Source organism: Thermococcus coalescens (genome assembly GCF_055392585.1).
In genome coordinates, this window is the sequence record NZ_AP043764.1 from 1,663,115 (window position 1) to 1,679,493 (window position 16,379).

Genomic DNA, 16,379 nt, shown 5'->3' on the forward strand with positions numbered 1-16,379 from the left:
TGAGGGGTAAGTTTATATACTCGACAGCGGTCTGAACGTTCATGTCGCTGCAGAACTACAGGGGATTCAGCAAAGATGCGTGGTTGCTCGTGGGTTACTCCTTCATCTCCTGGCTTGGGGGCAACATAGCGTGGTTCATCTTCCCGTTTTACCTGAAGTCCCTCGGCTTCAGCTACACCGACATCGGGATAGTCTTCTCCATGTCCACCATAGCTCAGGCCGGCGTTCTCCTCTTTTCCGGTCCCCTCGGCACGAAAATGGGCTACAAAAAGGCGGTCCTCCTGGGAGTCTCCCTGATGTTCCTCGGCAGGCTGGTTCAGGTGGCCTACCCCACGATAGCCCTCCTGACCATCGGAGGCGTTCTTGTGGGCATCGGTATGGCCTTTGAGAACCCATCCTACATGGCACTGCTCAGCGGCGAGGTGAGTGACGAGAAGAGGCACTACCTCTTCAGCCTCTCTTCAGCAATGGGAACCATAGGCTCAGCCGTCGGCCTGATTCTGGCCGGCTTCCTGCCGAGGTATCTCCCGTACAGGGAGGTCTTCGCTTTAGTCCTCGTGATAATCCCGGTGAGGTTCGTCCTGGTGCTGTTCGTCAGGTCGGTTCTGGCCGAGACAGAAAAGAAGCTCAAGCTCAACAGGACCCTTCTCGTCAGGATAGGACGCTTCGCCCTTCCGAGCGCGCTCATCGGCCTGGGTGCGGGGGTTACGATACCCTACATGGGGCTCTGGTTCAACCAGCGCTTTGGAACCAGCCTGGAGAACATCGGGTGGCTGTTCGCCCTCCAGCAGTTCATCATGGGGCTGGGAATGTTCCTGCTTCCGATGATAGCGGACAGGTTCGGCAGCGTCAAGACCATAGTGTCCTTCAACGGGAGCGCCAGCCTCCTTATAGCGGCGATGCCATTCTCCCCAACCTTCCTCATAGCCGCGGTTATTTACACCGTCAGAACCATCCTCATGAACATCGTCAATCCGATCTGGAACTCCTTTATGGTGGGCTTCTTCAAAAAGGAGGAGCGTTCAACCGTCATGGCACTCAACAACCTGTCATGGACCGCTACGTTTGGTGTGGGGCAGTACCTGGGCGGCAGGCTCTTTGATCTCTCCCTCACCTGGCCGTTCATGATAACCGCTCTCCTGTACAGCCTCTCCATGGTGGTCTTCTGGGGCTTCTTCGGTAAGGCGGAGACAAAAGGTTATAAGCCGGAGCCGGCCTAGGTCTCTCAGATGAGAGGTTTCTAGGGTGATGCTCATGGTGGTTAAGGACTGTCCCGAGTGCCACGGAACCGGGAAAATCAAGGCCGGCGAGAAGGAATGCCCCGTCTGCGAGGGGTGGGGGTACGTTCCCGCTGATTTCAAAGTAGGGGACAAGCTGAAGGGCTACAGGAACCTTGACTACCTCGGTGTTGAGGACGAGGTGGACGAGATACCCTGTCCCGAGTGCCACGGAAAGGGCGTCGTTCCGGTTTACGATACGTGTCCGACCTGCGGGGGTACCGGAAGGGTTCTTGCCTGCGACATCTGCGGTAAGGTTAAGGAGCCCTGGGAGCCCGGCATGGAGACAACGTGGGTCTGCTCGGAATGCATGAGGAAGTACAAGGTGGTCTACCTCCTCGATAAGACCTGTGACCTGGAGGACGTGGAGGTCGGCAACGTCTACAAGGGAACCATCGACAGGGTGGAGCGCTTTGGCATCTTCGTCAGGCTAAACCCGCACGTTAGGGGCCTCGTAAGGCGGAAGGACCTCCTTGGTGGCAGGGAGTACAAGCCCGGCGAGGAGATTCTCGTTCAGGTTCTCGACGTCCGCCCCGACAAGGGCGAAGTGGACTTCATCGAGTCGGCGCTCAAGCACTACAAGGAGGTGACTGTGAGGAAGGAGCTTCCGGTTACTCCAATCGGCGAGCTCAGCAAGGACATGGCAGGCCAGACGGTGAGGCTGAGGGGCAAGGTGACCCAGATACAGGTGACGGGTGGCCCAACCGTCTTCACGATAACCGACGGAACTGGAATAACCTGGGCTGCCGCCTTTGAGGCTCCGGGCGTCAGGGCATATCCCAACATAAACGTGGGCGACGTCGTCGAGGTAATAGGCAAAGTGGCCTTCCACGCAGGGGAGATACAGATCGAGACCAGCGACATGACGAGGCTGTGGGGACCGGAAGCGGCTGAGGTCAAAAAGCGCATAGAGGAGGAGCTCGACAGGAAGGCCCAGCCCCGGGACGTCGGCTTCCTTGTGGAGAGCGAGGTTCTTGAGGCCCTGAAGCCCAGGATAATGAAAGCCGCCTTCATGATACGCAGGGCCATCTACGAGGGCAGGCCCATCCTCCTGAGGCACCACGCAGACGCGGACGGCTACACCTCGGGCCTGGCCCTTGAGTATGCGATAGTCCCGCTCATCGAGGAGGTGTCACCGGATTCCGGTGCGAGGTGGAAGCTCTTCAAGCGCAGACCGAGCAGGGCGCCCTTCTACGAGCTGGAGGATGTCCTCAAGGACATCATATTCATGGTCGAGGACCATGAGAAGTTCGGCGACCCCCTTCCGCTCCTCGTCATAGTCGACAACGGCGGAACCAGCGAGGACATTCCTGCTTACAAACGCATAAGGGCCTATGGAGTCCCCATAGTCGTCATAGACCACCACGACCCGCGCGAGTGGGTGAGCGAGGACAGGGCCAAGGTGGACGACTACGTTGACGTCCACGTCAACCCGCACCACATCAAGCGCGGCTACTACGAGCTAACCGCCGGAATGCTCGCGACGGAGGTGGCGCGCTTCATCAACCCTAAGGTTGAGGACAGGATAAAGCACCTTCCTGCCATAGCGGGAACCGGAGACAGGAGCAAGGCCCCGGAGTTCTACCAGTACCTTGAGATAGCAAAGAAGGCTAAAGGCCTCGACGAGGAGGACCTCAAGAAGATAGCCGAGGTGATAGACCACGAGGCCTACTTCTGGAAGTTCATGGACGGGCACGGGATAATCGACGAGATACTCCTCCTGACCGGCAACCTCCAGAGGCACCGCGAGCTGATAAACGCCATCTACCCGGAGGTCAAGGAAAAGCAGGAGAAGGCCCTCAGGGCTTCACTGCCCCACGTCAAGAGCGTCGTCCTGCCCAACGGCATAAGGTTCAACACCATAGACATCGAGCTCTTCGCCCCGAAGTTCTCCTATCCAAGCCCGGGCAAGCTCTCCGGTTTAATTCACGACCACTTCAAGGAGAAGTACGGCGAGGATTCTCCAATACTCACCCTCGCCTACGGCCCGGACTTCGCGGTGGTCAGGGCGGCAGATGGAATGGCCGCTTACGGCTTCGACCTGAACGAGATAATTCCAAAGCTTCAGGAGACGCTACCGAGTGCCGGAATAGAGGGCGGCGGCCACAGCTACGCGGGCTCAATAAAGTTCTTCGAGGGCATGAGGAAGGAAGTGCTTGAGGAGTTCGCCAAGCAGGTGGTCAAGCTGAAGAAGGCTTGATGCTCCTCTCCCTTTCTCCCAACCTTTTTAACCTTTCGCGAGAATCACCTCCCTAAGAAAATGTGGGGGAATGTTGATGAAAATCGTTCTTGAAGTTACTTTCAGAATGGGCGGCGTTTCTTACCGCGGCCACCGCTGGGAGGAGGACGCACTCGTTTTTGAGTTCGAGAGGCTTGGGGATGCCTTCATCCAGGTTCTAAGCACCAGGAAGGTTGAGATTGAAGTGGAGAAAAAACCCGAAAAGGTTCTCATAGAGCTGAGGACGAAGGAAGGCGGGAAGGTCTTCGAGGCAGGGGAGGTCGAGGGAATTTATCGGGCGATGGAGCCTTAGGTTTTTATAGTCCCCATCCAACTCTCTGCGGTGGTGCCCATGTACCTGGCGGAGTTCAAGCTTCGCTTCGGCGATATGAAGTGGTACGTCAGGAGGATCGTCGAGGCGTCTTCACTTGAGGAGGCTGAGGAGATAGCCGAGCGCTATGCAAGGGCTATGAACAGGGGCGAAGTTAAGTGGGAGCTCAGCTACGTCATTGAAGCCGGGAGGCCTCTTCTGGTTGGAAAGGAGGAGCTGAGGAAACTTGGGGCATGAGCCGCACCCCTTCTTACCTTTTCTACCTGAAATTAATGAAATTGGGGGCTTCACTCCCCCACGAAGGTCATTAAAATCATGGCGGTGACGTTCATGGCCGCGGCGAAGGTGAAGGAGTACGCCAGGGAGTAGCTCCCCCAGAGCCAGCCCGCTATCACCGACGCCGGGAGGACGAAGATGCCGAAGACGGTGTGGTACGCCCCTATTATCGTCCCCTTCTCGTACTCCTTGGCCAGATCCGCCATGTATGCCCTCGGAATCGTGTCCTCTATCGCTATGTAGACCCCGTAGAGGACGAAGGCCGCTATGAGGGTGTAGAAGTCCCTCGCGTAGGCGAAAGCCAGGGCCGCCAAAGCCGCAACAGCAAAGCCTATGGTAATCAGCCTTCTCTTTCCGAAGCCGTCCGAGATGACGCCGAGGGGGTAGGCCGAGAGGGCGTAGATGAGGTTGAAAAGTGCGTAGAACGCTATGCTCTGTACCACTGAGTAGCCGAGCTCCTGCGCCTTCCACATCGTGAAGGCGTAGCTGTATCTCCCCAGCGCCCCGATGGCAACGACCGCCAGGAAGAGCTGCAGGTTTCTGTTCTTCAGCGTTGAAATTCCCTTGATCTTCTTCTTGACCTCACCGCCCCTGTCCTTCACGAAGAGAATTATCACGAAGAGCGATATCGCCCCTGGAACGGCCGAGAGCAGGAAGATGTAGCGGTACATTGTCTCGGAAGGCAGCCCCTTGAGGAGCTCGATGAGGCCTATGGCAACGAGCGGACCTGCCACGGCGCCGAGCGTGTCCATCATCCTGTGGAAGCCGAAGGACTTCCCGGTTTTTCCTCTCTCGCTCGACTCCGCTATCAGGGCATCCCTCGGGGCTGTTCTTACACCCTTACCTATCCTGTCCACCGCGCGCAGGAGCAGGAAGTCCCACCAGTAGCGGGTGAGCGCTAAAGCGCCCTTGGCGAGGGTTGAGAGGGCGTAGCCGGCGAAGACGAACACCTTCCTCTTTCTAAATCGGTCGCTCACGTAGCCGAAGGCCACCTTAAAGAGGGAACTCATGCTCTCTATCGCCCCCATGACGGAGCCGCTGAGGAGCTTTCTGGCGTCGAGAACCTCCATCAGGTAGCTTGGCATAACAGGCATTATCATCTCGCTGCTCATGTCGTTGAGGAAGCTGACTATCCCGAGCAGGAAGACGTTCCAGCTTATCCCGAAGATCTTCTTCTCCCTTTCCTCCATTCCTCATTCCCCCAGCAGTTCGAGACAGAGCTCCTTCAGCCTCTCCTTACCCTCGCTGAGGGCACTCAGGCCGGCCTCCGTTATCTCATAGATCCTGACCCGCCGGCCATCCCTCACCTCCCAGTGGCTCTTCAGGAGGCCCTCCTTTTCGAGGGAGTGAAGGAGGGGGTACATCGTTCCCGGACTGATGTGGTAACCGTGTCTCTCAAGTTCTTTCATCAGAAACGAGCCCGTGACAGGTTCTTCGCTCGCATGGTGGAGTATGTGCAGGGCCAGGAAGTCGCGGTACTTCATATCGAACACCGATATCGAAATAAGATATTACGGCTTAAAAAATTTTGGCTCATTCGAGCACGTGCTTCTCCAGCACGTAGCAGTGGAAGATCCCCTCGAAGACCTTCTCTCCCCTCTCGTTGAAGACCTCTGCCCATACAAGCTTTTTCCTCCAGAGATCCTCTTTTATCTCTGCCCGAGCGGTGAGCTTCTCCCCGACCTTAACCGGCTTCAGGAACTTGACCTCTGCCTTTCCGAGGACAACCGTGGGCTCGTTAACGGCCAGCATGGCCGCGTAATCGGCCAGTCCGAAGGTGAAGCCGCCGTGAACGAGTCCGTACTCATCAACGGCCATCTCCTCAGTCGTCTTCAAGACGACCTCCGCGTAGTTCTCCTCAATTTTCACGGGCTTTCCAACCAGTTTTTCGGAGGTTAACCTGTGAGTCCTCTGCCCCATCGGCATCACCGTTTAGAGTTCTCGCCGGTGCTTAAACATCTAACGGCGGTATGCAAAGGTTTATTTATTCCAGCGCCCTAAAAAAGTTAGGTGGTTGCGTGCACCCGATAAAACGCGCGGTTGAGTACAAGGGCTCCCTGGAGTTCACCCGGAGCGAGCTCGTTGGGATACTCTCCTTCAGCCTCCGCCTGATGGACGTGAAGGCCGCGAAGGAGCTAATAGCGAAGTCTCTGGAGGAGGGGCTCCTTGAGGAAAAGGACGGCCTTCTGGTCGTCAACAAAGCCCTGCTCGCGGAGGAGGAGGCCGGTGAGGACTTTTTCAACGAGATGGTCTCTTACATAGCCGAATCCCTTGGCTGGGAGAGGGAGGAGGTCGTCGAAGGCATCGGATCGATGCGCGAGCGCTACGGCGACCTGGACGAGAAGGTTTTGGCCTACCTCTTTGGAATGGACAAGGGAGTTGATATGTCCCGGTTCAGGGATAGGCTTGAGCTTTAGTTCTCGCACTTTTCAGCCCGGGGCTTCCCGGAGGGGCGCACTTTTGTTAAACAAAACCGCTTAAAATGGACAGAAATGTTTATAAGTTCTGTCTTCACCCAGCTAACGGTGGGCACTATGAATAAGGGGGCAGAGGTACTCGTTTTGCTGGTCCTGCTCATTACCGGGCTTTCCTACGGGTGCATAGGGGGCACCGGCGGAGCTCAGACGGCGACGGAGAAGCCCAGGGTTCTTACGATTTCAACCACCACCAGCCTCTACGACACAGGCATACTTGAGGACGTGGTTGCGCCGGTTTTCAAAGAGAAGTACAACATAGAGCTCCGCTTTATTCCCAAGGGTACCGGGGGGGCAATTCTCGATGCTAAAAGCGGTGCCAGCGATGCCATACTCGTTCATGCCCTCCCAAAGGAGCAGGCATTCATGGAAGAAGGTTACGGCGTGAACAGAAAGGTCTTCGCGTACAACTTCTTCGTGATAGTCGGCCCGAAGGACGACCCCGCTGGAATAAGGGGCCTGAGCGTTTCAGAGGCCCTTAAGAAAATCGTCGAGTACGGAAGGGCCCACCCCAACGAAATCGTCTGGGTCTCAAGGGACGACGGTTCGGGAACCAACACGAAGGAGATAGCCCTGTGGAAGAAGGCCGGCTTTGATTTCAACGAGCTGAAGAACGAGAGCTGGTTCGGGACGACCGGCGCTGGAATGGGGAACACCCTCCTCTACACGAGCGAGAGAAAGGCCTACACCCTTTCCGACATAGGGACGTACCTCAAGTACCAGAAGGAGGGCAAGATAGACCTTGACGTCCTCGTTGACAAGGGGGAGGAGCTCATAAACGTTTACGCCATAATCATCATCAACCCGAAGAAGATACCCGACAAGGACTTTGAGGACGCGATGCTCCTCGCCGAGTGGCTCACCAGCGATGAGGGGCAGAAGGCCATAGCCGAGTACGGCAAGGAGGAATTCGGGAGGCCCCTGTTCTATCCCGCCGTTCCGGTTCTCAAGAATGAACAGGGGGAGGTCTTCAGGTGGATCATCAAGTACGGCTTCATGAAGGACGGTGACAAATACACCGAGTGCCCCGAGAAGTTCAGGTACAACGCTACCTACGGCTTCTTCGAGTTCCCGGCCTCGGTGGTCGAGGGCTAGGCCTTTTATTCTTTCCTTCCATCTCCGGGTGGATGAAAGATGGCGTGGGACTACATAATCCAGGGATTTTCAGAGGCGGTGAAGCTGATAGACGACCCCTACGTGATAGAGATAGCCCTCCGCTCCATCAAGGTTTCGGGTGTGGCAACTCTGATGGCTGTGGCATGGTCACTGCCTGTTTCCGTGCTCCTCGGCCTGAAGGATTTCCCGGGCAAGTGGCTTGTCAAGACCCTGATAAACGGCCTCATGGGAGTCCCGACCGTTATCTGGGGTCTCGTGCTGTACCTCATGTTCGTCCCACTCGGTCCGCTCGGTTCTCTCGGCCTTCTCTACACCGAGATGGGAATAAGCATCGGTCAGGCCCTCCTGATAACCCCGATAATAATGAGCATAGTTGTGAACTCGCTGGAGTCCATAGAGGGTGAGATAAGGGAGCTGGCGCTGACCCTCGGTGCGGATGAACTGCGTGCCTCCTTCCAGGTCGTCAGGGAGAGCGTCGGTGGGATAGTGCTGGCAATCATAGCGGCCTTCAACAGGGCCATAGCCGAGCTCGGCATAGCCCTCATGATCGGCGGCAACGTCTACGTCAGGGGCGGCGTCTACAACACGAGGGTTCTCACGACGGCCATACAGATGTACACCGTCAGGGCGGAGATAAGCGTTGCCATAGCGCTGGGGATAATCCTCATGGGCATAGTCCTGGCCGTGAACCTGCTTTCAAACCTCGTGCGGAAGTGGTTGGAATGATAGTACGGGTCGAGAACCTGACCAAGACCTACGGGGGCCACAGGGCGCTGGACGGCGTGAGCCTTGAGGTCAGAAGGGGCGAGATATTCTGCGTCATGGGGCACAGCGGGGCCGGGAAAACCACCCTCCTGAGGATTCTGGCCTTACTTGAGAGGCCCGACTCCGGGGAGTACGTCTTTGATGGAAAGCGGGTAAACTGGAATCGGCCCGGGGAGCTGAGAAAGCAGGTCACGATGGTGTTTCAAACCCCCATCATGTTCAATACCACCGTCTTCAAGAACATAGCCTATGGCCTGAGGCTGAGGGGCTATTCCAAGGCCGAGGTCGAGAGAAGAGTCCGCGAGGTGCTCTCCCTCGTGAGGCTTGAGGGCTACGGGAACAGAAAGGCGAAGACGCTGTCCGGCGGCGAGAAGCAGAGAGTTGCCATAGCGAGGGCGATAGTCCTTGAGCCGGAGCTCCTCCTGATGGACGAGCCGACCGCTAATCTTGACCCAACGAACTCGGCCATAATAGAGGACATCGTGAGGGAGATCACCAGGGAGAACGGAACGACGATAGTCTTCTCGACCCACAACATGTTCCAGGCAAAGAGGCTCGCCGACAGAGTCGCCCACATGTACGCCGGGAGGATAGTTGAGCTGGGAAAAACTGAGGATATCTTTGAGAACCCGAAGAACGAGCTGACGAGGAGGTTCATAAGAGGGGAGCTGTTCTGATAAGGGTTTTAACCTTTTTAGCGAATCTATATGTGGTGAGGTGGATGCCAGAGGAGGCGCTCATAGTTGTGGACATGCAGAGGGACTTCATGCCCGGCGGCGCTCTGCCGGTTCCGGAGGGGAATGAGATAATCCCAAGGTGCAACGAGTACATCAGGGCCTTCATGAAACGGGGGGCCTTGATCGTGGCAACGAGGGACTGGCACCCGGAAAACCACATCAGCTTTAGGGAGCAGGGCGGGCCGTGGCCGAGGCACTGCGTTCAGAACACTCCCGGTGCGGAGTTCGTGGTGGAGCTTCCGGCCGATGCGGTGGTAATCTCCAAGGCGACGGAGCCCGATAGGGAGGCATACTCCGGCTTTGAAGGCACTGAGCTGGCGGAGATCCTTAAAAAACGCGGGGTCAAGAGGGTCTACATCTGCGGCGTTGCAACCGAGTACTGCGTTAAAGCGACCGCCCTCGATGCCGTCAAGCACGGCTTCGAGACCTACCTCCTCCGCGACGCGGTCAAGGGGATAGATGAAGGGGACGAGGAGAGGGCCTTGAGGGAGCTTGAGACTGCCGGCGTGAGGATTCTTTAGATACGACCTTCCTCCATTCCTTCAGGAGGACGAGGAGAAGGTTGAGGACTATGGGCCCTATTATGAGCCCCTTGACCCCCATGGCCCAGGTTCCCCCTATCATGCCGATGAAGACCAGGGTCTCGTCCAGGTTGGCATCCTTCGCAACCATCATGGGCCTTATCGTGTAGTCCGGCATCGGGGAGACCAGCAGGAAGCCGTAGATGGATATCCCGACCGCGTGTAGATACATGCCCTCCCTGGCAAAGTACACCGCCGCGATGAGCCATATCATCCAGCCCTCAAACAGGGGGACGAAGGAGAAGACGAACGTCAGGAAGCCCGCGACTATCGCAGTGTAGATGTCGGAGACGCCGAAGATCAGGAATCCAAGCGTCATCAGGACTCCTTTTATTATGTTGAGCACCAGCCAGGCCCTTACAAGGGCACCCAGTGTCTTGTTGAGGCTTTTCAGTATCTCCTCCCCCAAGTGACGGTTTCTCTCGGGGATGGCCAAGCGTATTTCCTCGGCTATCTCATGAGAAAAGGCCAGTGCATAGTAGAACGTGAACAGAAAGACAACGAGCTGTAGGAGGTACATGGGGAGGGAGAATGCATGCTTTGATATGTATTCTGAGAGCCTGGGAATCAGCTGGTTGAAGAAGTTCTGGAGGAAGTCCAGAACCTCCGGGGGCAGCGGCTGCGTCATCAGCCACCTGAAGAAATCGACAACGTTTTGGTAGAAAGAGGCGGCGACCTGAACGGATATCATGATGAGCTCGAAGGTGACGACACCCCCGAGGCCGAGCATCCCCACCGTAAGAATGAAAGCTGAGTGTGTTCTTCCAATCCTGGGACTCAGTCGCCGGTGGATTGGATGGGCCGCGTAGGCCAGAATCAGGCCGAAGAATATCGGCGTTATCAGCGGGCTGATGGCCTCCCACGTGATGTAGATTATTATGAGCACCGTGGCTACCCAGACGAGTCTCTCCGCCCTCATAGTCCCTCGACAGGTTTATTAGGTCCCTCCTTATAAACCATGCGTGGTGGGATGAATGGAAGCGGAGCTGAGGGAGAAGGTTGTGGCTTATATACGTCGTGCAGATTACTATCTGGAGGAAAAGCGGTTTGATATGGCTTACAATGCCTATATGGATGCCCTCTATACCATCGGCGCGTACCTCGTTTATCTTGATACGGGACTCCTCATGCCTGCCGGAGAGATGGTCGGGATCCTGAAAAGCAGGCACCCCGAAGTTTACGGCATCATATCCCGATACGCGGGGATCTCCAGCCTCGATGGGGGAACAGTGGGCTCTCTGGGGGAAGAGGTGAAGAGGCTAAGGGATTCACTGCCCCGTCCTGAAGGTGGGGGATGACTCAGCCGGAGAGATCGAGGACAGTATCTTTTCCCCTTCTCTCCTGTCCCTTCTGCAGTCCATGACCGCACCCTCCAGCGTCCTTGCGAGGCCTTCGTTTCCGTATAGTGTGACCAGAACTATGCCCCCCTCACGTGGAGGGAAGGTTATGTAGATGATGCCCCCATCCCTGACCTCTATTCCCGCTGGGATCATCCTCAGAAGAAAAGCCCCGCTCTTGCCCTTTCTGTTCCATATCCCCGTTATCTCCAGCATGCCCTTAGAATAGAACACACTGAGAAATGGAAGCGGATCGCCGGTGGGCGTCAGGGGGTAAGTGCCCATTTTGTACAGGACGACCTTTCCCCGGGCGGTTCCGAGAAACACTGAACCGCAGAGGCCGTCTATGTAAGAACCCAAAGCTTCATAAACCACATCGCCTGACCCATCCAACGCTATCACCACTATAACCTTGGCTCCCGTTGTATATTGGTAATTACCCGTTAACGGTGGTTGCGATGAGGATAGTTTCAGCCGACACAGGCGGTGCACTGCTGACCGAGGACTACGAGCCGGTCGGGCTTATAGCGACTGCAGCCGTGCTTGTCGAGAAGCCCTACAGGACGGCAACGCTGAGTATCGCTAGGTATGCTGACCCCTTCAACTACGACATGAGCGGTAGGCAAGCGATAAAAGATGAAGCCTATCTTGCGGTCGAGCTGGCGAGGGAGGTTAAACCCGACGTGGTACACCTCGACTCGACCCTCGGCGGAATCGAGGTCAGGAAGCTCGACGAGCCGACGATAGACGCCCTGACGATAACCGACAGGGGCAAGGAAGTGTGGAAGGATCTGGCAAAGGAGCTCCAGCCCTTGGCGAAGAGGTTCTGGGAGGAGACGGGGATAGAGATGATCGCCATCGGAAAGTCCAGCGTCCCGGTGAGGATTGCCGAGATATACTCGGGGCTCTACACCGCCAGATGGGCGATTGGGTACGCAAGGGAGCACGGCAGGGCCATCATCGGCCTTCCCAGGTATATGACGGTGGAGATCCGTCCCGGGAAAATCTACGGAGAGAGCCTGGATCCGAGGGAGGGCGGCCTCTTCGGGGAGATCGGGGCTGACACGGACGGAGTTGGCTGGGAGCTGTACCCAAACCCGCTCGTGAGGCGCTTCATGGTGCTGGAAGTGTGGAGGGAGTGAGGGCAAAAACTTAAAAGCGTCACGTGTATACTTTAGCCGTGGGTAACAATGGTGCCTTGGCCTGCCGTTATTTATACCCTCCTGATGCTGGTTCCAGTGGGGATATCATCGATAATGGCCAGCGGCCTTTACTGGTTCTTCAACGACCCCTTTTCCCGCCCGGGAAGTCTCGCTTATCTGGATCCAGAAAACTGGAGGCTGATCCGGAACGGGGCGGCGAGGCTTTTCCTTCCCTTCTCAGCAGGGGTTTGGGTTCTCTCACTGGTGGATGCCGACATGGGGACAGTCATCGGCTTTTTCCTTCTCACGGCCTACTTTCTCCTCTTCCACGCAGTGATCTCGGATGAAGTTGAAAATGCGAGAGGGAAGAGAAAAGGGGGCTGGCGCTACGGGTGGTATTAGTCCAGCTCGCTCGGGAACTTTATGGCATCGAACGGACAGAGCTGGTTGCAGACGCCGCAGCCGGTGCAGAGGAGGTTGTCTATCCTCACCCTGTTTGTCTCCGGATCGTAAACCAGAGCCGGACAGCCGGTCAGGAGTATGCAGGCCTTGCAGCCCGTGCACTTCTCCTCGACGACGAGCGGTATTTCACCTATCTCGCCGCGCCTTATGACGGGGATAACGCACTCCTGCTTCGCTATTATGACCGCCGGCCCCTCTATCTGCATTGCTTCTTTTATCGCCTCCCTCGTGGCCTTGAGGTCGTAGGGGTCAACGGTTTTCACGTACCTAACTCCCAGCGCCTTGACGAGGGCCTCTATGTCGATCTCGTTGAACCTTCTTCCGGTTTCGCTGCCCCCGGTTCCGGGGTGCGGCTGGTGGCCGGTCATTGCCGTCGTTCTGTTGTCCAGTATCATTACCAGAACGTTCAGGTTCTTGTAGACGGCATCTATGAGGGGCTGGATTCCGTTGTGGAAGAAGGTCGAGTCCCCGATGGTGGCTATCACCTTCTTGTTAAGCGCCACGCTCTGACCGTTGGCCAGGCTGATGCTCGCGCCCATGACGTACTCCGTCCAGATGGCCTCAAGCGGGGGGAGCAGCGACAGCGCGTAGCAGCCTATGTCCCCGTGTATCGGGACGCCGTACCTCCCGAGCTTCAGCTCTCTCAGGGCATCCAGCGCCGCCCTGTACGAGCCCCTGTGCGGACAGCCGGGGCACATAACAGGCGGCCTCTTCGGGGCGAGGCTTTCTGCCAGTTTGACCTCTTCCGGCTTTTCGTAGGTCTCTCCCTCCTCACCGATGAGTCCGAGCAGGGCGTTTCTGACGAGGCTCGGCGTTAGCTCGCCCTCAAGCGGGAAGTGCCCGGTTCTCTTGCCGTAGATCGGGACGTTGAGGCCGGCCTCGTAGGCCGCTATCTTGGCCTCCTCCTCAAGGAAGGGAGCACCGTCCTCGACCACTATCGCGAAGTCAACGCCCTTGAGAAACTCAACGACGAGCTTCCTCGGGAGGGGGTGTGGTGTTGAGAGCTTGAGGACTTTGAAATCTCCCTTTATCTTTGGCAGAACCTCCTTCACGTAGTTGTATGGTGCGCCTTCCACTATTATCCCGATTTTTCCGCTCCCCTCGATCCAGTTGAAGGGCATCGAGCTGAACTCCTCCTCGATCCTCGCCAGCGTCTCGTTCAACCAGCGGTGCCTCTTCCTGTTGCCCTCCATGCTCGCCCTGACGTAGCGCTCGATGTCCTTCTTGAACTTCGGCTCGCGCTCAAGCTCAACGAACTCGCCGACCTCCACATCGGCCGTCGTGTGGTTTACCCTCGTGGTCGTCCTGAATATCACTGGAACCTTATACCTCTCGCTCAGCTCGTAGGCGTAGATGATCAGGTCGTGTGCTTCTTGAGGGTCGGCGGGCTCAAGAACCGGCAAAAGCGAGATTTTTCCATAATACCTGTCATCCTGCTCGGTCTGAGAAGTGTGCGGCCCGGGGTCATCGGCCACGAGGATGACCATGCCGCCCTCAACGCCAGAATAGGCGAGGCTCATGAGCGGGTCGGCCGCGACGTTGAGACCGACGCACTTCATGGTGACGAGAGTCCTCAGTCCCGTATATGCAACCCCTGCCGCTTCCTCCAGAGCCACCTTCTCGTTCGGCGCCCACTCGGCGAATACCTCCGGCTTCAGGCGGGCTATCGTCTCTATAACCTCGGTTGATGGAGTTCCTGGATAGCCTGTCGCAAAGACAACGCCGCTCTCAAGGGCGCCGTAAGCTATGGCCTCGTTGCCCATGAGAAGCTTTTTCTCGCGTTTCCTGGCCTTGAGTTCTGTTGAATCAGAAGGATAAGCCTTAACCGCTTCCACAATGACCACCGTAGTCTCTTTGCGGAGGAGGTTAAAACTCTACCTTCAGAAAAGTGTCGATAAAAATCGAAAAATTTTCGGAAAAGCTACCCCGTTTTTTCTCGTTCTTGTCGTAGTAGACCTCGTTGTGGGTTCTGAAGAGGGTTCCGTTATGGTTCCGGAGCGCTACTCCCGGGGCCATCACAAAGAGCATTCCTATGATGAACGCGACCGGGATAACGGCCCCTGCAACGGCTGCATAGCCGGAGAATCCCCAGAACAGGATGAGGAACGGAACGCTGATAATCCCGACCACGATGGAGGCGAAGAGCACGGTGAGACGCCCCATGAACAGCCCGATGTCCACTCCCCTCACCTCCTCGGCCTGTCGTCATGGAAGTACTTGGCGTGAACCTTTGCCTGGGCCTCCAGCACCCTCCTGCCCGCGGTGAAGGCGTGCACAAGTGCCAGAAGCAGTAGCAGCCCGCCGGCAAAGAGCCCAAAGAGCCTGATCACCGCGTAGACGTAGAAGCCAAACATCCCTAATATCGCGAGCAGAACCAGACCGAAGATTCCAAAGAGTATCTTGTATCCGTACCTCTCCATGAAGAGGTCGAAGTCCATCCTTTCCACCGTACAAAATCTGTTCTTTTCTGTGAAAAAAGCTTTCGGGAAGCTTAAATACCCTGATGCGTAGGTTATAACGTGGTGGATATGAAGGTTGGGGAGCTTATCGAGCTGGTCGATGAGACCATCGCGAACCTGAAGATAGCGATAATTGCCAATCAGAACAGGGTCTTTGAGAGCCCGCACACCAGCTACGAGTTTGCCCAGCGGGTTCTGGAGCTCCAGGAGGATCTGGATGACCTTCTAAAGGCCAGAGAATACCTGAGCAAATTCGACCCGGACGATGAGGTGGAGAACCACTTCTCCGAGGAGGAGCTCAGGGAGTTCCTGAGGATGCTCGAGTTGCTGAGAACCACCAATGCCCACGCCTACTGAGGTGATTCGATGGACTTCAGGGAGCTTGAGGAAAGGCTCGTCGCCTTCAGAAATGCCAGGGGCTGGGCTGAGTATCACACGCCTAAGAACCTGGCCATCTCGGCGGCGGTTGAGCTGGGGGAGCTTTTGGAGCACTTCCAGTGGGAGAGCAACGGGGAGATACTCGAAGCCGTCAGGGATCCATTCAAAAAGGAGGCGATAGCCGACGAGATAGCGGATGTGATAATCTACCTCACGCTTTTAGCCCACGAGCTGGGGATAGACCTCGATGAGGCCCTGGAGAGGAAGCTGGAGAAGAACGAGAGAAAGTACCCCCTCGAAAAAATTGGAGAATAGAGGGGTTCGCTTTTCATCTACCGTGCTTCTTCCATCTCAGGGTTAATGGGGCCAACGTTAATCCAACTAACAAACCCGGCCCGCAGATCGTCTCTTCCTGTTCTGTGGTTGTCGTGGTTGTTGGAGGTTCCATCACTTCTACGTCTACTACTGGCTCTTTCCAGTTGCATGTCATGTTCTTCGGGTTCCGACATTCAAAGATCACGTAACCCCACGCCGGAGTTCCTGGGGCATATGCGAATAGTGTTACCCGGAATTTACTCGCGTTTATCAGGACGTTCCACATGACTATGTTCCTTACCCAGTAGTTTTCGGGCCATTCAACGCCGTCCATAACTTCCCCTGTTATGTTGGGAAGGTAGTTCTCTAGGCCCCACTGGTACTCTTCCATGACTTTGGTGACGTTCCAGATGGAGAAGTTGAAGACTCACGGAATACATTTCCCTGCTGGTGTTTATGTGCTTCCAGGGGTTCACTGCATTAACCATAAGAGTGAGGAGCAAAAAGCAAT

At 56.4% G+C, this 16,379-nt stretch carries 23 protein-coding genes; 14 read left to right on the plus strand and 9 right to left on the minus strand.

Features of this window, described 5'->3' with window-relative positions; genetic code table 11:
- Positions 1-41: 41 nt before the first annotated feature.
- The 4 genes from ACZ5M3_RS09205 to ACZ5M3_RS09220 all read left to right on the plus strand — a co-directional run bounded on the left by ACZ5M3_RS09205 (position 42) and on the right by ACZ5M3_RS09220 (position 4,063).
- The gene (locus tag ACZ5M3_RS09205; RefSeq protein WP_464839334.1) at positions 42-1,220 is read left to right on the plus strand and encodes an MFS transporter; all 1,179 of its coding nucleotides are present in this window, start codon (positions 42-44) and stop codon (positions 1,218-1,220) included.
- A 34-nt stretch (positions 1,221-1,254) separates the two neighbouring features.
- On the plus strand, positions 1,255-3,477 hold the full coding sequence (locus ACZ5M3_RS09210) for a S1 RNA-binding domain-containing protein (RefSeq protein WP_464840874.1): 2,223 nt from the start codon (positions 1,255-1,257) through the stop codon (positions 3,475-3,477).
- A gap of 76 nt (positions 3,478-3,553) precedes the next feature.
- Complete coding sequence (locus ACZ5M3_RS09215; protein ID WP_464839335.1) at positions 3,554-3,808, plus strand: hypothetical protein; 255 nt, start codon at positions 3,554-3,556, stop codon at positions 3,806-3,808.
- Positions 3,809-3,847: 39 nt separating this feature from the next.
- Complete coding sequence (locus ACZ5M3_RS09220; protein ID WP_464840876.1) at positions 3,848-4,063, plus strand: hypothetical protein; 216 nt, start codon at positions 3,848-3,850, stop codon at positions 4,061-4,063.
- Between the two features lie 50 nt (positions 4,064-4,113).
- Here ACZ5M3_RS09220 and ACZ5M3_RS09225 read toward each other — a convergent pair whose 3' ends face one another.
- The 3 genes from ACZ5M3_RS09225 to ACZ5M3_RS09235 are packed head-to-tail and all read right to left on the minus strand — an operon-like array spanning position 4,114 to position 6,022.
- On the minus strand, positions 4,114-5,292 hold the full coding sequence (locus tag ACZ5M3_RS09225) for an MFS transporter (protein ID WP_464839336.1): 1,179 nt from the start codon (positions 5,290-5,292) through the stop codon (positions 4,114-4,116).
- A 3-nt stretch (positions 5,293-5,295) separates the two neighbouring features.
- The gene (locus ACZ5M3_RS09230; RefSeq protein WP_464840877.1) at positions 5,296-5,586 is read right to left on the minus strand and encodes a PadR family transcriptional regulator; all 291 of its coding nucleotides are present in this window, start codon (positions 5,584-5,586) and stop codon (positions 5,296-5,298) included.
- A gap of 49 nt (positions 5,587-5,635) precedes the next feature.
- Positions 5,636-6,022, minus strand: a complete 387-nt coding sequence (locus ACZ5M3_RS09235) for a PaaI family thioesterase (RefSeq protein ID WP_464840879.1) — start codon at positions 6,020-6,022, stop codon at positions 5,636-5,638.
- Between the two features lie 98 nt (positions 6,023-6,120).
- Between ACZ5M3_RS09235 and ACZ5M3_RS09240 the strand changes: the two genes are divergently transcribed.
- The 5 genes from ACZ5M3_RS09240 (at position 6,121) to ACZ5M3_RS09260 (ending at position 9,715) form a co-directional block, all read left to right on the plus strand.
- Positions 6,121-6,519: a DUF2240 family protein gene (locus ACZ5M3_RS09240; protein ID WP_464839337.1), complete on the plus strand. Its 399-nt coding sequence runs from the start codon at positions 6,121-6,123 to the stop codon at positions 6,517-6,519.
- A gap of 117 nt (positions 6,520-6,636) precedes the next feature.
- Positions 6,637-7,671, plus strand: a complete 1,035-nt coding sequence (locus ACZ5M3_RS09245) for an ABC transporter substrate-binding protein (RefSeq protein WP_464840880.1) — start codon at positions 6,637-6,639, stop codon at positions 7,669-7,671.
- A gap of 39 nt (positions 7,672-7,710) precedes the next feature.
- A complete protein-coding gene (locus tag ACZ5M3_RS09250) occupies positions 7,711-8,418 on the plus strand; it encodes an ABC transporter permease (protein WP_464839338.1) in 708 nt (235 codons plus the stop codon).
- Positions 8,415-9,134, plus strand: coding sequence for an ABC transporter ATP-binding protein (locus tag ACZ5M3_RS09255; RefSeq protein ID WP_464839339.1), 720 nt, complete (start codon positions 8,415-8,417; stop codon positions 9,132-9,134). Before ACZ5M3_RS09250 ends, ACZ5M3_RS09255 begins: the two co-directional genes overlap by 4 nt.
- A gap of 44 nt (positions 9,135-9,178) precedes the next feature.
- Entirely contained in the window at positions 9,179-9,715 is a 537-nt protein-coding gene (locus ACZ5M3_RS09260; protein WP_464840882.1) for a nicotinamidase, read from the plus strand.
- Here ACZ5M3_RS09260 and ACZ5M3_RS09265 read toward each other — a convergent pair.
- On the minus strand, positions 9,642-10,694 hold the full coding sequence (locus ACZ5M3_RS09265) for an AI-2E family transporter (RefSeq protein ID WP_464839340.1): 1,053 nt from the start codon (positions 10,692-10,694) through the stop codon (positions 9,642-9,644). The genes ACZ5M3_RS09260 and ACZ5M3_RS09265 overlap by 74 nt on opposite strands.
- Before the next feature lie 55 nt (positions 10,695-10,749).
- On the opposite strand from ACZ5M3_RS09265, the gene ACZ5M3_RS09270 reads away from it, so the two are divergent.
- The gene (locus ACZ5M3_RS09270; protein WP_464839341.1) at positions 10,750-11,073 is read left to right on the plus strand and encodes a hypothetical protein; all 324 of its coding nucleotides are present in this window, start codon (positions 10,750-10,752) and stop codon (positions 11,071-11,073) included.
- Here the strand turns inward: ACZ5M3_RS09270 and ACZ5M3_RS09275 are convergent.
- Positions 11,044-11,514: a hypothetical protein gene (locus ACZ5M3_RS09275; RefSeq protein ID WP_464839342.1), complete on the minus strand. Its 471-nt coding sequence runs from the start codon at positions 11,512-11,514 to the stop codon at positions 11,044-11,046. The genes ACZ5M3_RS09270 and ACZ5M3_RS09275 overlap by 30 nt on opposite strands.
- A gap of 56 nt (positions 11,515-11,570) precedes the next feature.
- Between ACZ5M3_RS09275 and ACZ5M3_RS09280 the strand changes: the two genes are divergently transcribed.
- Both ACZ5M3_RS09280 and ACZ5M3_RS09285 read left to right on the plus strand, forming a co-directional pair.
- The gene (locus ACZ5M3_RS09280; protein WP_464839343.1) at positions 11,571-12,254 is read left to right on the plus strand and encodes a DUF4152 family protein; all 684 of its coding nucleotides are present in this window, start codon (positions 11,571-11,573) and stop codon (positions 12,252-12,254) included.
- Positions 12,255-12,338: 84 nt separating this feature from the next.
- Positions 12,339-12,656, plus strand: a complete 318-nt coding sequence (locus tag ACZ5M3_RS09285) for a hypothetical protein (RefSeq protein ID WP_464839344.1) — start codon at positions 12,339-12,341, stop codon at positions 12,654-12,656.
- Here ACZ5M3_RS09285 and iorA read toward each other — a convergent pair.
- Genes iorA through ACZ5M3_RS09300 form a run of 3 tightly spaced genes read right to left on the minus strand, consistent with a single transcriptional unit; the run spans position 12,653 to position 15,154 of the window.
- Positions 12,653-14,551, minus strand: a complete 1,899-nt coding sequence (gene iorA, locus ACZ5M3_RS09290) for an indolepyruvate ferredoxin oxidoreductase subunit alpha (RefSeq protein WP_464840884.1) — start codon at positions 14,549-14,551, stop codon at positions 12,653-12,655. The genes ACZ5M3_RS09285 and iorA overlap by 4 nt on opposite strands.
- 31 nt (positions 14,552-14,582) lie before the next feature.
- Positions 14,583-14,897, minus strand: coding sequence for a hypothetical protein (locus ACZ5M3_RS09295; RefSeq protein ID WP_464839345.1), 315 nt, complete (start codon positions 14,895-14,897; stop codon positions 14,583-14,585).
- 5 nt (positions 14,898-14,902) lie between these two features.
- Positions 14,903-15,154 carry a hypothetical protein gene (locus ACZ5M3_RS09300; protein ID WP_464840885.1) on the minus strand — a complete coding sequence of 84 codons (252 nt, stop codon included), beginning with the start codon at positions 15,152-15,154 and terminating at the stop codon, positions 14,903-14,905.
- A 90-nt stretch (positions 15,155-15,244) separates the two neighbouring features.
- Here ACZ5M3_RS09300 and ACZ5M3_RS09305 point away from each other — a divergent pair, with 90 nt between their 5' ends.
- Positions 15,245-15,532, plus strand: a complete 288-nt coding sequence (locus tag ACZ5M3_RS09305; protein ID WP_464840887.1) for a hypothetical protein — start codon at positions 15,245-15,247, stop codon at positions 15,530-15,532.
- 9 nt (positions 15,533-15,541) lie between these two features.
- On the plus strand, positions 15,542-15,868 hold the full coding sequence (locus ACZ5M3_RS09310) for a nucleotide pyrophosphohydrolase (protein ID WP_464839346.1): 327 nt from the start codon (positions 15,542-15,544) through the stop codon (positions 15,866-15,868).
- A gap of 13 nt (positions 15,869-15,881) precedes the next feature.
- Here the strand turns inward: ACZ5M3_RS09310 and ACZ5M3_RS09315 are convergent, their stop codons facing one another.
- The gene (locus tag ACZ5M3_RS09315) at positions 15,882-16,259 is read right to left on the minus strand and encodes a hypothetical protein (protein WP_464839347.1); all 378 of its coding nucleotides are present in this window, start codon (positions 16,257-16,259) and stop codon (positions 15,882-15,884) included.
- Positions 16,260-16,379 lie beyond the last annotated feature (120 nt).